Below are 14,555 nucleotides of genomic sequence, written 5' to 3'. Positions count from 1 at the left end.
CAGCAAGACGCCAGAGATGATCGAGCAAGAGTTGTGGGGCGTGTTGTTGGGCTACAACTTGTTGCGCTATCAGATGGTGGAAATGAGTCGCCACTGTCCTGGCATTTACCCGTGCGAAATGAGCTTCACCGCCTGCACTTGGGCGATTCTCGGGTTTATCAACAGCGTCTCCGCCGACCGTTCCGGGAACATCCCCAAGTATTTGGCCGAGCTTCATGCTTCAGCGCCGCACTACGTGCTGCCGCATCGACGTGAGGAGCGCGTTTATCCTCGGGCGATTCGGCTGAAATCACCGAAATATCCGATCAGAAATGGAAATGCCAGTCAGCTTAACTGACTGGCATTAGCCGGTGAGGCTGCCTTTTTTTTGCGGGTGATTCACACCGCCCTTGGTGGCGAGGGAGCTTGCTCCCGCTCGAGTGCGCAGCGCTCGCAAAAGTGCTCGACGCACCATGGAGGGGGGCTGCTTCACGCCCAGCGGGAGCAAGCTCCCTCGCCACAAGGGCTTGTCTTGGTCCGGAAAATCACCTGAGCCTCTGTGGGAGCGAGCTTGCTCGCGATAGCGCCAGCCCATTCGACACAGGATCACCCGCCGGACTGGCATCCCAAGCCATCGGCCTTATAATGCCCGCCTTTGCGTACCTCAGCAGGCTGTAATTCCTTGGCAAACATAGACAACCCGGCCGCCGAAATGGCGGCCGACGGCTTTTTCCGGATCGCCTTGGGCGTAGAATACAAAGGCTCGCGCTATCGTGGCTGGCAGCGCCAGGCTTCCGGTGTTTTGACGGTGCAGGAAACCCTCGAAAACGCCCTGTCCAAAGTCGCCGACTCGCCCGTGTCGCTGCATTGCGCCGGCCGTACCGATGCCGGCGTGCATGCCTGCGGCCAAGTGGTGCATTTCGACACCCAGGTCGAGCGTTCGATGAAGGCCTGGGTGATGGGCGCCAACATCAACTTGCCCCACGACGTCAGCGTCAGTTGGGCGAAGGTGATGCCGGCGCATTTCCATGCACGCTTCAAGGCCATCGCCCGGCGTTATCGCTACGTGATCTACAACGATCAGATCCGCCCGGCGCACCTGAACGAAGAAATCACCTGGAATCATCGCCCGCTGGACGTCGAACGCATGGCCGAAGCCGCGCAATACCTGATCGGTATCCATGATTTCAGCGCCTTCCGTGCCGGCCAGTGCCAGGCCAAATCCCCGATCAAGGAATTGCATCACCTGCGCGTGACCCGTCACGGCAAGATGATCGTGCTCGACATCCGCGCCAGCGCGTTCCTGCATCACATGGTGCGCAATATTGCTGGCGTGCTGATGACCATTGGTGCTGGCGAACGGCCAGTGGAGTGGATCAAGGAAGTGCTCGACAGTCGTGTCCGTCGCTCCGGTGGTGTCACCGCGCACCCGTTCGGCTTGTACCTGGTACAGGTCGAATATCGCGATGAATTCGAGCTGCCGGAGCGTTACATCGGGCCACATTTCCTCACGGGCTTCTCGGAACTCGACGGCTGACGCCCTCCGCAGCATTTGCTACCATCCGGGACTTTCACGGATTTGCCTGAGGTTTTACCCACCATGCCGGTCGTTCGCAGCAAGATTTGCGGGATCACCCGCGTCGAGGACGCGTTGGCGGCTGTCGAGGCCGGGGCCGATGCCATCGGGCTGGTGTTTTACGCCAAGAGCCCGCGCGCGGTGACGGTGCAGCAGGCGAGGGCGATTATCCAGGCCTTGCCGCCGTTCGTGACGCCCGTGGGCCTGTTCGTCAACGCCAGTCGTTGCGAGTTGGGCGAAATACTCGATGCGGTGCCGCTGGGCCTGTTGCAGTTTCATGGCGACGAGGCCCCCGCCGATTGCGAAGGCTGGCATCGCCCGTACATCAAGGCGTTGCGGGTCAAGGCCGGGGATGACATTGCCGCCAGTTGCGCAGCGTTCGCCAGTGCCAGCGGCATTTTGCTGGACACCTATGTGGAAGGCATTCCCGGCGGGACCGGCGAAGCGTTCGATTGGTCGCTGGTGCCCCAAGGCCTGGACAAACCGATCATCCTGGCCGGTGGCCTGACCGTGGACAACGTGGCCCAGGCCATTCGCCAGGTTCGCCCTTACGCGGTGGACGTGAGCGGAGGTGTGGAGCAGGGCAAGGGCATCAAGGACCCTGCAAAGATTCGTGCATTCATGGCCGCTGTGCGCAGCAGCCAGTCGTCAATGTGACGGCTGGCAGACTGCCGCCGTCCATACCAGCACTGTACAAAGCAGGCAGGTGCCGCCTCCGGGTGGGCCGATAGCGAAGTGGTAGCCGCCGTGCGGTTGCCGGGATGGCTGAGGAAGGTTGGGTTGCACGCAGGTCATGTTTTGCACTGACCGTGGTGGCCCTCGACTCGCCGCACAATGAATTTAGCTCAAGGGCATACGCGGGGCCGCGAACCAAAGCGTTCGGGCCGCCGGTACTGGAGAAAGAAAGCATGAGCAACTGGTTGGTAGACAAACTGATCCCTTCGATCATGCGTTCCGAGGTGAAGAAAAGCTCGGTGCCTGAAGGTCTGTGGCACAAATGTCCATCCTGCGAAGCGGTGCTGTACCGCCCCGAGCTGGAAAAGACCCTGGACGTTTGCCCCAAGTGCAACCATCACATGCGCATCAGTGCGCGTGCCCGTATCGACATTTTCCTCGATGCAGAAGGCCGTGTTGAGCTGGGTGCCGACCTGGAGCCGGTGGACCGTCTGAAATTCCGCGACGGCAAGAAGTACAAGGATCGCCTGACCGCTGCCCAGAAGCAGACCGGCGAAAAAGACGCGCTGATATCCATGAGTGGCACCTTGCTGGGCATGCCGGTGGTGGTATCGGCCTTCGAATTTTCCTTCATGGGCGGCTCCATGGGTGCCATCGTCGGTGAGCGCTTCGTTCGTGCCGCCAACTACGCTCTGGAAAACCGTTGCCCGATGATCTGCTTCGCCGCTTCCGGCGGTGCGCGGATGCAGGAAGCGCTGATCTCCCTGATGCAAATGGCCAAGACCTCCGCGGTGCTGGCGCGTCTGCGCGAGGAAGGCATTCCGTTCATCTCGGTGCTGACCGACCCGGTCTACGGTGGCGTTTCTGCCAGTCTGGCCATGTTGGGCGACGTGATCGTCGGCGAGCCGAAAGCCTTGATCGGCTTTGCCGGCCCGCGCGTGATCGAGCAGACCGTGCGTGAAAAACTGCCGGAAGGCTTCCAGCGCAGCGAGTTCCTGCTGGAGCACGGCGCCATCGACATGATCATCCATCGTCAGGAGTTGCGTCCGCGCCTGGGCAACCTGCTTGCGCAACTGATGGGGCTGCCGACGCCGAAATTCGTCGCCGCGCCGATCGAGCCGATCGTGGTTCCGCCAGTGCCCGCCGGACTATGACCCAACGCACCCTGGGCGACTGGCTTGCCTACCTCGAGCAGTTGCATCCATCGGCCATCGACATGGGGCTGGAGCGCTCGCAAGCGGTAGCGTCCCGCATGGGGCTGTCCAAGCCGGCGCCCCGGGTCATCACCGTCACTGGCACCAACGGCAAGGGTTCGACCTGTGCCTTCGTGGCTTCGCTGCTGCGGGCCCAGGGCCTGGGCGTCGGTGTCTACAGCTCGCCGCACCTGCTGCGCTACAACGAGCGGGTGCAAGTGAACGGCGTCGAAGCCACTGACGTCCAGCTGTGCGAAGCCTTTGCCGCGGTGGAAGCCGGGCGAGGCGATACAACCCTCACGTATTTCGAGATGGGCACCCTGGCAGCGTTCTGGTTGTTTGCCCGTTCCGGTCTCGATGCGGTTGTGCTGGAGGTGGGCCTGGGCGGACGGCTGGATACGGTCAACCTGGTGGACGCAGACATTGCACTGGTCACCAGCATTGGTGTGGACCATGCCGATTACCTGGGCGATACCCGCGAATCCGTGGCCTTCGAGAAGGCCGGCATCTTTCGCCAGGGTGCGCCGGCGCTTTGCGGCGATCTCAATCCCCCCCAGCCGTTGCTGGACAAGGTGCGCGAATTGAGCTGCCCGTTCTTTCTGCGCGGGCGGGATTTCGACCTGGCGATGACCGAGCAGCATTGGCAATGGCGCGGCAGCGACCTGCTGGGCAATCCAGTGGAGTTGCACGATCTGCCCTTGCTGGACCTGCCGATGGAAAACGCCGCGCTGGCGCTCCAGGCCTACCTGTTGCTGGGTTTGCCATGGGATGCCGGGCAAATCGTCCAGGCGCTGCAGGCGACCCGTGTGGTCGGGCGCCTCGATCGTCGTCAGTTCGACTGGCAAGGCAAGCATCTGAACCTGTTGCTGGATGTCGGCCATAACCCCCACGCGGCGCAGTACCTGGCCGAGCGCCTGGCACGGCGACCCGTGGTGGGGCGGCGCCTGGCGGTGTTCGGGCTGCTGGCCGACAAGGATCTGGATGGCGTTGTCGAGGCGTTGGGTGCTAGTGTCCAGCATTGGGCGGTGACGCCACTGGATTCGCCGCGATCGCGTACCGCGGCGCAGTTGCAGGAAGCCTTGCAGCGCCATGGCGCTTCAGTGCAGGCCTACGCTAGCGTGGCCGCCGCGCTGGAAGGGCAGTGCGCCCTGGCGACGGCCGATGATGAAATCCTGCTGTTCGGATCATTTTTTTGTGTTGCCGAGGCCCTTCAATGGTTGGCCCGGCGCTCCACGGAGGAGGCTGCAGATGGCATTGCTGGATAAGGCGTACAAGCAGCGCATGGTCGGGGCCTTGGTGTTGGTGGCCCTGGCGGTGATTTTCCTGCCGATGCTGTTTTCCCGTCAGGACGAGCAACGCCAGGTCACGGTCGACGCGCCGGCCGCGCCCCAGGCACCTTCGGTGCCGCCTGTGCAAGTCGAGCCAGTGGCGGTGCCCGAGCCCCAGGCATTGCCCCAGGAACCTGTCCCGAGCGACGAGGAGTTGGCCGATCAATCGGCGCCGTCGATGCCGATTGCGCCTGCACCCGCAACGCCTGCGGCTGCCGCACCGACCAAGCCGTCAGTCGCTCCGGCTCCAGCTCCCGCTCCGACCGCTCCAGCGGTCAAGCCGGCCCCAAGCCAGCCAGTTACCGCCGCCCCGACCAAGCCTGACACCACGCAAAGCCGCGTGGATGCCAATGGCCTGTCGGTCAGCTGGTCGGTGCAACTGGCCAGCCTGACCAGTCGCGAAAGTGCCGAGAACTTGCAGAAAACCCTGCGCAGCCAGGGCTACAACGCCTACATCCGTTCCGCCGATGGCAAGAACCGGGTGTTTGTCGGGCCGCTGATCGAGCGCGCCGAAGCCGATCGCCTGCGTGACCTGCTCAGCCGCCAGCAGAACCTCAAGGGTTTTGTGGTGCGCTTCCAGCCAGAGCGCGGCTGACAGCGATTTGGCTGATTTGAATTGCAGCTTACCGACAGCCCTGCGCTCTGCTAAAATGCGCCGCCTTATCCGTCTGTAGGCTGCACCGTGCCATTTACCTGGGTTGACTGGGCGATCGTTGCGATCGTCGCCATCTCCGCATTGATCAGTCTGAGTCGCGGCTTCGTCAAGGAAGCCCTCTCGCTGCTGACCTGGATCATCGCGGGAGTCGTAGCCTGGATGTTTGGTGGTTCGCTGTCCCAGTACCTCGCCGGATACATCGAAACTCCGTCGGCTCGCGTGATCGCGGGCTGTGCCATCTTGTTTATCGCCACCTTGCTGGTTGGCGCAATGATCAATTATCTGATCGGCGAACTGATTCGCGTCACCGGGCTTTCCGGGACGGACCGGTTCCTGGGCATGGCCTTTGGCGCGGCGCGTGGCGCGTTGCTGGTGGTCGTGGCCGTCGGGCTCTTGAGCCTGGGGCCGGTACAGCAGGATACGTGGTGGCAGGAGTCCCGGCTCGTGCCACAATTTCTATTGGTCGCAGACTGGTCCAAAAACCTGATCCTGGGTTGGAGTAGTCAGTGGCTTGCCAGCGGTATCAGCGTACCCGCTGAAATACCGTTCAAGGAACACCTCTTGCCAACGGCCAAAACGCCGCAGTAAGTGTTGTTCAGTTCAGATCCATTAAGTAGGGGTTGCGTCGCATGTGTGGCATCGTCGGTATCGTCGGTAAGTCGAACGTCAATCAGGCGCTGTATGACGCGCTAACCGTGCTCCAGCACCGCGGCCAGGACGCTGCCGGTATCGTGACCAGCCATGACGGCCGGTTATTCCTGCGCAAGGACAACGGCCTGGTGCGCGATGTGTTCCACCAGCGCCACATGCAGCGCCTGGTCGGTCATATGGGGATCGGCCACGTGCGCTATCCGACTGCGGGCAGCTCGACGTCGGCTGAAGCCCAGCCGTTCTACGTCAACTCGCCGTACGGCATCACCCTGGCGCACAACGGCAACCTGACCAACGTCGAGCAATTGGCCAAGGAGATCTACGAATCTGACTTGCGCCACGTGAACACCAATTCTGACTCGGAAGTGATGCTCAACGTGTTCGCCCATGAGCTGGCCCAGCGCGGCAAGCTGCAGCCGACCGAAGAAGACGTATTCGCCGCCGTGACCGACGTGCACAACCGTTGCGTCGGCGGCTACGCGGTGGTGGCAATGATCACCGGCTACGGCATCGTCGGTTTCCGCGATCCCCACGGCATCCGCCCGATCGTATTCGGCCAGCGCCACACCGACGAAGGCGTCGAATACATGATCGCCTCCGAAAGCGTGTCCCTGGACGTGCTGGGCTTCACCCTGATTCGCGACCTGGCCCCGGGCGAAGCGGTCTACATCACAGAAGACGGCAAGCTGCACACCCGTCAGTGCGCGACCAACCCGTCCTTGACCCCGTGCATCTTCGAACACGTCTACCTGGCACGTCCGGACTCGATCATCGATGGCGTCTCGGTCTACAAGGCCCGCCTGCGCATGGGTGAGAAACTCGCCGACAAGATCCTGCGCGAGCGTCCGGACCATGACATCGACGTGGTCATCCCGATCCCGGACACCAGCCGCACCGCGGCCCTGGAGCTGGCGAACCACCTGGGCGTCAAGTTCCGCGAAGGCTTCGTGAAGAACCGCTACATTGGCCGGACCTTCATCATGCCAGGCCAGGCCGCACGGAAAAAATCCGTACGCCAGAAGCTCAACGCCATCGAACTGGAGTTCCGCGGCAAGAACGTGATGCTGGTGGACGACTCCATCGTCCGTGGCACCACGTGCAAGCAGATCATTCAGATGGCCCGTGAAGCCGGCGCCAAGAACGTGTATTTCTGCTCTGCGGCCCCGGCCGTGCGCTACCCTAACGTCTACGGCATCGACATGCCGAGTGCCCATGAGCTGATCGCTCATAACCGTACCACCCAGGATGTGGCCGACCTGATCGGCGCCGACTGGCTGATCTACCAGGACCTGCCGGACCTGATCGAAGCGGTCGGTGGCGGCAAGATCAAGATCGAGCACTTCGATTGCGCGGTATTCGACGGCAAGTACGTCACCGGCGACATCGACGAGGCCTACCTGAACAAGATCGAGAACGCACGTAACGATGCGTCCAAGGCCAAGACTCAGGCGGTCAGTGCGATCATCGATCTGTACAACAATTGATTAACCAACCGGCCCTGAGGGGCCGGTTTGCGTTTAAACCGATTTCAGGAGTGACAGCATGAGTCAGGATTGGGATGCCGGTCGGCTGGACAGCGACCTTGAAGGCGTAGCGTTCGATACCCTGGCGGTTCGCGCGGGTCAGCACCGTACACCGGAAGCCGAACATGGCGATCCGATGTTTTTTACCTCCAGCTACGTGTTCCGCACCGCTGCCGATGCAGCCGCACGGTTTGCCGGCGAAGTGCCGGGCAACGTTTACTCGCGCTACACCAACCCGACCGTGCGGGCCTTCGAGGAGCGCATCGCCGCCCTGGAAGGCGCCGAGCAAGCGGTGGCCACTGCCACCGGCATGGCCGCGATCATGGCCGTGGTGATGAGCCTGTGCAGCGCTGGCGACCACGTGCTGGTGTCGCGCAGCGTCTTCGGCTCGACCATCAGCCTGTTCGAAAAGTACTTCAAGCGCTTTGGCGTGGAAGTCGATTACGTGCCCCTGGCGGACCTGTCTGCTTGGGATGCGGCAATCAAGGCCAATACCAAGCTGCTGTTCGTCGAGTCGCCTTCCAACCCTCTGGCCGAGCTGGTGGACATCGCCGCGCTGGCGGAAATCGCCCACGCCAAGGGCGCCATGCTGGTGGTCGATAACTGCTTCTGTACCCCGGCGCTGCAACAGCCACTGAAAATGGGTGCGGACGTGGTGGTGCATTCGGCCACCAAGTTCATCGACGGCCAGGGTCGCTGCATGGGCGGCGTGGTGGCCGGTCGTGGCGAACAGATGAAGGAAGTCGTGGGCTTCCTGCGTACCGCCGGGCCGACCCTCAGCCCGTTCAACGCCTGGATTTTCCTCAAGGGCCTGGAAACCCTGGGCCTGCGCATGAAAGCCCATTGCGCCAATGCCCAGGCCCTGGCCGAGTGGCTGGAGCAGCAGGATGGCATCGAGAAGGTGCATTACGCCGGCCTCAAGAGCCATCCGCAGCATGACCTGGCCTTGCGTCAGCAGCGCGGTTTCGGCGCGGTGGTGAGCTTTGAGGTCAAGGGGGGCAAGGAGGGCGCCTGGCGCTTCATCGACGCGACCCGGTTGATTTCCATCACCGCCAACCTGGGTGACAGCAAGACCACCATCACCCACCCGAGCACCACGTCCCACGGCCGCCTGTCGCCCCAGGAGCGTGAATCGGCGGGTATTCGTGACAGCTTGATCCGCGTTGCGGTGGGCCTGGAAGACGTGGCAGACCTGCAAGCCGACCTGGCCCGCGGGTTGGCGGCCTTGTGATCGAGCTGGCAACGCCACCAAGCGGCACTCATGGCCGGGTTGCCCTGGTTACGGGCGCCGCACGGGGCATCGGCCTGGGCATCGCTGCCTGGCTGATCTGTGAAGGCTGGCAGGTGGTGCTGACCGACCTGGATCGCGAACGCGGTTCCAAGGTGGCGAAGACCCTGGGCGACAATGCCTGGTTCATCGCCATGGACGTGGCGGACGAGGCACAGGTCGCCACCGGTATCGCCGAGGTGCTTGGGCAGTTCGGGCGGCTCGACGCGCTGGTGTGCAACGCGGCCATCGCCGACCCGCACAACATCACCCTGGAAAGCCTGGATCTGGCTTATTGGAATCGGGTCCTGGCGGTGAACCTGGGTGGGCCGATGCTGCTGGCCAAGCACTGCGCACCGTATCTGCGCGCTCACAACGGCGCCATCGTCAACCTGGCCTCGACCCGCGCCGCGCAATCGGAACCCGACACCGAAGCCTATGCGGCGAGCAAGGGCGGCTTGCTGGCCCTGACTCATGCCCTGGCCATCAGCCTCGGGCCGGAGATCCGGGTGAACGCCGTCAGCCCTGGCTGGATCGACGCGCGCGATCCATCACAGCGTCGTGCGCAGCCGCTGACCGATGCCGATCACGCCCAGCATCCAGCGGGCAGGGTAGGCACGGTAGAGGACGTGGCGGCAATGGTGGCGTGGCTGTTGTCGCGCAACGCCGGTTTTGTCACGGGGCAGGAGTTCGTGGTGGACGGCGGCATGACCAAGAAAATGATTTATGAGTGAGGAGCAGCTGCAAGTGGCGAGCTGCAAGCTGCAAGCGACTATGCGGTGTTGGTGCTTCTGACTTGTAGCTTGAAGCTTGCCGCTCGAAGCTGTTTTTGAAAAAAAACCAACCCTGCTATTGACTTAGCTTCGGTACCTGCGTAAATTTCGCGGCCTCAACGAAGCAAAGGGTGATTAGCTCAGCTGGGAGAGCGTCTGCCTTACAAGCAGAATGTCGGCGGTTCGATCCCGTCATCACCCACCATGTTTTACGAGAGTTTTGCGAAAGCAAGACGGAAGCTGTCAAAAGCCTCCACCGACGCGCAGCGGTAGTTCAGTCGGTTAGAATACCGGCCTGTCACGCCGGGGGTCGCGGGTTCGAGTCCCGTCCGCTGCGCCATATTTTCCGAAGCAGGTTCGCCTGGTTCGAGATCCAAGCTCAAGGGGTTGGATCAGACGAGTTAACTGGACGCAAGTCCATAGCGATACGCAGCGGTAGTTCAGTCGGTTAGAATACCGGCCTGTCACGCCGGGGGTCGCGGGTTCGAGTCCCGTCCGCTGCGCCATATCTGCTTCGAGGCCCACTGAACGCCTTGAAGCTAAGAAGAAAGCTGCAAAGCTACTTCTAGTCGATAGCAAAGACCCTGGTCGAAAGACCGGGGTTTTTTGTTTTTGTGGTTTGGGTTTTCTGTCCTTCCTCATACGCCCTTTGTCAGCTCTGGCGGCACGTTTGACGATGCATTCTTATTCAGTATGATTAACTTTAAGTCGAATCGCTGAAGAGCTGCGTAGAATCAGGCGACCTGTACTCAAGAAGACGTAACGACTTGGAGCAATCCTGACATGGCTACCACCACGAAAACCCGATCTGTCACGGCTCACGTCCCTGAGCAACTGGCCCAAAAAGTCGATTTGATGGCGGAGCGTCTGGAGCGCTCCAAAAACTGGATCGTTAAACAGGCACTGTCGGCTTGGATAGATCAGGAAGAAGAGCGTAGTCGCATGACTCATGAGGCCCTGGCTGATGTTGACGCTGGTCGGGTGATTGACCAGCAAGCTGTCCAAGCCTGGGCTGATAGCCTTAGTACCGACACTCCATTGCCGGTGCCGCGCTGATGGAATTGAAGTGGACGAGCAAGGCGCTCTCTGATATATCCCGGCTTTACGAATTTCTGGCGGCAGTGAATCAGCCTGCTGCAGCACGAACGGTGCAGCAGCTCACCGCTGCACCGATCACGTTGCTGACCAGCCCGCGTATCGGTGAACGCCTTGAAGAGTCGAGCCGCGGGATGTGCGCCGAATTCAGATCGGCCACTATGAGATGCGTTACGAAATAATAGATTCCACCGTTTACCTGCTACGCCTGTGGCATACCCGCGAGAATCGATAGCAGGGTTAACCGGCTACGGATGACGAATCGCGAGTTTCAGAACCCAAGCTTATCCCTCAACCCGTAATACCAAGCCCCCATCGCCGCAAACGGCGTGCGCAATAGCTGCCCACCAGGGAAGGGGTAGTGCGGCAGGTCCGCAAACGCATCAAAACGCTCAGCCTGACCCCGTAGCGCTTCCGCCAGGACCTTGCCCGCCAGATGCGTATACGTCACGCCATGGCCGCTGCAGCCCTGGGAATAATAAATGTTATCCCCCAGCCGCCCGACCTGTGGAAGACGCGACAGCGTCAGCAGGAAATTTCCGGTCCAGGCGTAATCGATCTTCACATCCTTGAGCTGCGGGAAGGCCTTGAGCATCTTCGGCCGAATGATCGCCTCAATGTTCGCCGGATCCCTCGCGCCATATACCACGCCGCCCCCGAAGATCAGGCGTTTGTCGCCGGTCAGCCGGTAGTAATCGAGCAGGTAGTTGCAATCTTCGACGCAATAGTCCTGGGGCAGCAGGCTATGAGCCAGTTCATCGCCCAACGGCGCGGTGGCAATCACCTGCGTACCGCAAGGCATGGACTTGGCCGCCAACTCTGGTACCAGATTGCCCAGGTAGGCGTTGCCGGCCACGATAATGAACTTGGCCCTGACCTTGCCCTGTGGTGTATGCACCACAGGGCTGGCGCCTCGTTCGATACGCACCGCAGGCGACTGTTCATAAATCACCCCGCCCAGGGACTCCACCGCCGCTGCTTCGCCCAATGCCAGGTTGAGCGGATGAATATGCCCACCGCTCATATCGAGCATGCCGCCCACATACTCCTCGCAAGCCACCACCTCGCGAATACGACGCTCGTCCAGCAACTCCAACTGGGTATGCCCGAAACGCTCCCATAAACGCTTCTGCGACTCCAGATGGCCCATCTGTTTAGCGGTGAGGGCGGCGAATACACCACCGTCCTTCAAATCACACTGAATCTGATACTTCGCCACCCGCTCACGAATGATCCGTCCGCCCTCGAACGCCATGTTGCCCAGCAACTGCGCTTGCTGAGGGCCGACGCTACGCTCGATCACATCAATATCGCGGCTATAACTGTTAACGATCTGCCCGCCGTTGCGACCCGAAGCTCCAAAGCCGACCTTCGCCGCCTCAAGCACCGTGACCTTGAAACCGTTCTCCAGCAAAAACAATGCAGAGGACAGGCCGGTGTAACCAGCGCCGATCACGCACACATCCGTCTCGACGTCATCCTGCAGGGCAGGGCGCGGAGGAACCGGGTTGGCCGACGCGGCGTAATAGGACGCTGGATAGGATGTGTTCGCCATTCTGCAACCTCTGTTTTATATTTTTTACGAATGCAGCGATCCTACCTGAGATAAAAATCGGCCGCCAGCCACCGCCAAGTCTTGGTCGCATCGGCGAAATTAAATATTTTGCATATTCATAGGGTTAGGTGAAAAAAAGGTGTTGACACCCCTCCGGAATTCCGTAGAATGCCGCCTCACAGCAGGCACGTAGCTCAGTTGGTTAGAGCACCACCTTGACATGGTGGGGGTCGTTGGTTCGAGTCCAATCGCGCCTACCAAACAAAATCCGCTCTGCTGGGCGGTCTAGAAGGGTCAACCGAGAGGTTGGCCCTTTTTTGTTGGCGTATACATAAGGACATGGTCATGCGGGTTGTCACTTCCGTCACTCTTCTTGCTTTAGCACTTGCTGGTTGCTCTGGAATACCTTCAGTTCCATACGAAGAGCCTGCTCAATCAGAGGGCGTGGCGCGTGTTCGCGTTATCACGAACTCCGATGTGTATGGAGATAGCATCGTCGGCAGTTGTGCTCCTGCTACCCGGCATAAGATGGCTGAAGCCGGACGTTTCGGACAGGACGGTACGGCGAGCATCAACTATCCGCAGTATCCCCTGAAGTCGGCGAGCATTGGCATACCGAAAAGAGTTTGGCCCAGTCTTATCCAGTACATCCCTGCAATTCGGATGGGGGAAGGGGCTTACAAAGAGGTCGTGACCGAGTATCGCGTCAGGACGGATCTGCCATTCCAGATTGCAACCCGGGGCGCGACCATTGCGGGCAATGGCAGCTCTTACCTGACCTGTGGTGGCCAGGCGCTCGTTTACAAGCTGGAACCCGGGAAAGACTACGAAGCAGTGGTAGGGGTGGATGGCAGACCAAGCAAAGATGGCGAGCCAGCGCTGATTTGCATGTTGGCGGTTCTCGAACTTACCACTTTGCCTGGCACTTCGATTGTTATTCCCCAAAAGCTGACGCATGCTGCGCCTCCGCAGGTGGTCTGCAAAAACTGATAAGTACAGCCCGCCGTCGAGCGGGTTTTGCGTCTGGCAGAAACGAGAAAGCCCCGACTTGGATCGGGGCTTTTGCGTTGCGGCGGATAACGAGAGGCATAGGCGCCTCGACAGTAATCGGGGCCTTTTCGTTTTCAGCCACGCTGGGTTTTTTGTTGCTTCAAATCCTCGTCATGAGTAGGGCCCAGGTCTTCATGTTTCAGTCTCGCAAGGCTAAAAGCGTCCCAGCCAAAGTTGCTGAGGCGTTCAGAACTTTCACTGAGCCACCAGAACTTATCGTCGTCACCGTCTAGAACTACGGTTGCGAGCTTTGGTGGAACGGCGGCGTACTCCTGTGCCAGTCCAATTGGCAGGCTCAATTCATCCAAGCCTTTATTTGCAAGATGCACGAGGTAACGGGTGGCCGTCGGCTCTTGAATTTGGCGAATCAACAATTTGGTTGGGTTTTGGCTCATTACCTTGACATCAACGTAGAGTTCAAGAGCATCCAGGGCGCGCTCGACCTGATCCATTTTGGAGGTGTGAAGAAAGTCGACCAAGCGATCGCCTTGGGCCTGATGCACACCGAGCAGTCGGCACAAGTCGGCCTTTCGCATATCTCGCTCCATCATGGTGTTCCAAAGCGCGATCTTCGCCACGGTCACCGCAGGTAGATGAACAACGTGTTCGCCTTCCAGCGGGGCGGACGCCGGCGGAATCGAGCGGCGCTCATCGACGTAGATGGAGAGGGTGGATTCAATCCCGTCCAGGGCTTCGCGGATAGCGTGCTTCCGATCATCGCCGTAGCTGTTCAGCTCTGGCAGGTCGCGGCAGAACACGGCAACGCCTGGGGCGCTAACGTCCTGTTCGAATCGGATTGGATAGTCGTACATCGTCACTCCTTGGAGGTGATAGTCCAGTGCTCAGGCGTGGTGAAAGGGCTCTTCAGAGCCCAGTTGTTTAATGATCGCCTTACCGGTCGGTTCCGGCTTTTCCTTGGAACTGTGATCCGCGAGGTAGCCTTGTTGCCGTGGGTGGACTTTGAAGTGGATTCCTTTGCCTGCTTCGAAGGCCATCCTTTGGGTCTTCAACCATTGTCTGAGCTCGCTGAGCTTCATCACTTCGCTTGGTTGTTTGGATGAGTCCACTCTACAACATTTCTGTGTTAATACAACACTTGTGTGTTATTTTGTTCGAGCAGTGCCCGGGCCATGCAGGCCACTTTTATTCTGAAAGGACGATGGACCCTACTGATCTCGGCACAGGCACAGCTACCTGGATGAACTGACGAGCAAAACGAGCATCGCGCAGACCAG

Annotated in this window: 13 protein-coding genes, 4 tRNA genes and 3 pseudogenes; 17 read left to right on the top strand and 3 right to left on the bottom strand. The window is 60.3% G+C overall.

Going from position 1 to position 14,555, the window contains the following annotated elements:
* From BT116_RS03125 to BT116_RS03055, 15 genes and pseudogenes are all read left to right on the top strand, one after another.
* Positions 1-337, top strand: a pseudogene (locus BT116_RS03125) (IS4 family transposase); the annotation flags it as partial.
* Positions 338-691: 354 nt separating this feature from the next.
* Entirely contained in the window at positions 692-1,516 is an 825-nt protein-coding gene (gene truA / locus BT116_RS03120) for a tRNA pseudouridine(38-40) synthase TruA (RefSeq protein ID WP_072339957.1), read from the top strand.
* Positions 1,517-1,579: 63 nt separating this feature from the next.
* The gene (locus BT116_RS03115) at positions 1,580-2,212 is read left to right on the top strand and encodes a phosphoribosylanthranilate isomerase (RefSeq protein WP_072339895.1); all 633 of its coding nucleotides are present in this window, start codon (positions 1,580-1,582) and stop codon (positions 2,210-2,212) included.
* 251 nt (positions 2,213-2,463) lie between these two features.
* Positions 2,464-3,384, top strand: coding sequence for an acetyl-CoA carboxylase, carboxyltransferase subunit beta (gene accD / locus BT116_RS03110; protein ID WP_058546590.1), 921 nt, complete (start codon positions 2,464-2,466; stop codon positions 3,382-3,384).
* Positions 3,381-4,688, top strand: a complete 1,308-nt coding sequence (gene folC / locus BT116_RS03105; RefSeq protein WP_072339894.1) for a bifunctional tetrahydrofolate synthase/dihydrofolate synthase — start codon at positions 3,381-3,383, stop codon at positions 4,686-4,688. The genes accD and folC overlap by 4 nt, the downstream gene beginning before the upstream one ends.
* Positions 4,672-5,346, top strand: a complete 675-nt coding sequence (locus BT116_RS03100; protein WP_072339892.1) for an SPOR domain-containing protein — start codon at positions 4,672-4,674, stop codon at positions 5,344-5,346. Before folC ends, BT116_RS03100 begins: the two co-directional genes overlap by 17 nt.
* Before the next feature lie 87 nt (positions 5,347-5,433).
* Positions 5,434-5,994, top strand: a complete 561-nt coding sequence (locus tag BT116_RS03095; RefSeq protein WP_030142022.1) for a CvpA family protein — start codon at positions 5,434-5,436, stop codon at positions 5,992-5,994.
* Between the two features lie 41 nt (positions 5,995-6,035).
* A complete protein-coding gene (gene purF / locus BT116_RS03090) occupies positions 6,036-7,541 on the top strand; it encodes an amidophosphoribosyltransferase (protein ID WP_003203840.1) in 1,506 nt (501 codons plus the stop codon).
* Positions 7,542-7,599: 58 nt separating this feature from the next.
* Complete coding sequence (locus tag BT116_RS03085; protein ID WP_072339890.1) at positions 7,600-8,811, top strand: O-succinylhomoserine sulfhydrylase; 1,212 nt, start codon at positions 7,600-7,602, stop codon at positions 8,809-8,811.
* Positions 8,808-9,581 carry an SDR family oxidoreductase gene (locus tag BT116_RS03080; RefSeq protein ID WP_063320321.1) on the top strand — a complete coding sequence of 258 codons (774 nt, stop codon included), beginning with the start codon at positions 8,808-8,810 and terminating at the stop codon, positions 9,579-9,581. The genes BT116_RS03085 and BT116_RS03080 overlap by 4 nt, the downstream gene beginning before the upstream one ends.
* Before the next feature lie 168 nt (positions 9,582-9,749).
* Positions 9,750-9,825 (top strand) — tRNA-Val (locus BT116_RS03075).
* A gap of 58 nt (positions 9,826-9,883) precedes the next feature.
* Positions 9,884-9,960 (top strand) — tRNA-Asp (locus BT116_RS03070).
* An 89-nt stretch (positions 9,961-10,049) separates the two neighbouring features.
* Positions 10,050-10,126 (top strand) — tRNA-Asp (locus BT116_RS03065).
* 277 nt (positions 10,127-10,403) lie between these two features.
* Entirely contained in the window at positions 10,404-10,676 is a 273-nt protein-coding gene (locus BT116_RS03060) for a CopG family ribbon-helix-helix protein (protein WP_003179778.1), read from the top strand.
* Positions 10,676-10,950: pseudogene (locus BT116_RS03055) on the top strand (type II toxin-antitoxin system RelE/ParE family toxin). The gene BT116_RS03060 and the pseudogene BT116_RS03055 overlap by 1 nt, the downstream one beginning before the upstream one ends.
* Before the next feature lie 36 nt (positions 10,951-10,986).
* On the opposite strand, the gene BT116_RS03050 reads toward BT116_RS03055, so the two are convergent.
* Positions 10,987-12,270 carry an NAD(P)/FAD-dependent oxidoreductase gene (locus BT116_RS03050; protein ID WP_072339888.1) on the bottom strand — a complete coding sequence of 428 codons (1,284 nt, stop codon included), beginning with the start codon at positions 12,268-12,270 and terminating at the stop codon, positions 10,987-10,989.
* 183 nt (positions 12,271-12,453) lie between these two features.
* On the opposite strand from BT116_RS03050, the gene BT116_RS03045 reads away from it, so the two are divergent.
* Together BT116_RS03045 and BT116_RS03040 are read left to right on the top strand one after the other, a co-directional pair.
* Positions 12,454-12,530 (top strand) — tRNA-Val (locus tag BT116_RS03045).
* Between the two features lie 85 nt (positions 12,531-12,615).
* Positions 12,616-13,260, top strand: coding sequence for a hypothetical protein (locus BT116_RS03040; RefSeq protein ID WP_072339886.1), 645 nt, complete (start codon positions 12,616-12,618; stop codon positions 13,258-13,260).
* A 455-nt stretch (positions 13,261-13,715) separates the two neighbouring features.
* Here the strand turns inward: BT116_RS03040 and BT116_RS03035 are convergent.
* Both BT116_RS03035 and BT116_RS03030 read right to left on the bottom strand, forming a co-directional pair.
* Positions 13,716-14,132 (bottom strand): annotated as a pseudogene (locus BT116_RS03035) (type II toxin-antitoxin system HicB family antitoxin); the annotation flags it as partial.
* Positions 14,133-14,162: 30 nt separating this feature from the next.
* On the bottom strand, positions 14,163-14,315 hold the full coding sequence (locus tag BT116_RS03030; protein WP_256572517.1) for an mRNA interferase: 153 nt from the start codon (positions 14,313-14,315) through the stop codon (positions 14,163-14,165).
* Positions 14,316-14,555: the final 240 nt, after the last annotated feature.

This window comes from Pseudomonas sp. NFACC16-2 (assembly GCF_900119205.1).
Taxonomy (GTDB): Bacteria; Pseudomonadota; Gammaproteobacteria; order Pseudomonadales; family Pseudomonadaceae; genus Aquipseudomonas; species Aquipseudomonas fluorescens_Q.
Note: the sequence above shows the minus strand (reverse complement) of the source record. Positions and strands in the feature narration are given on the sequence as shown.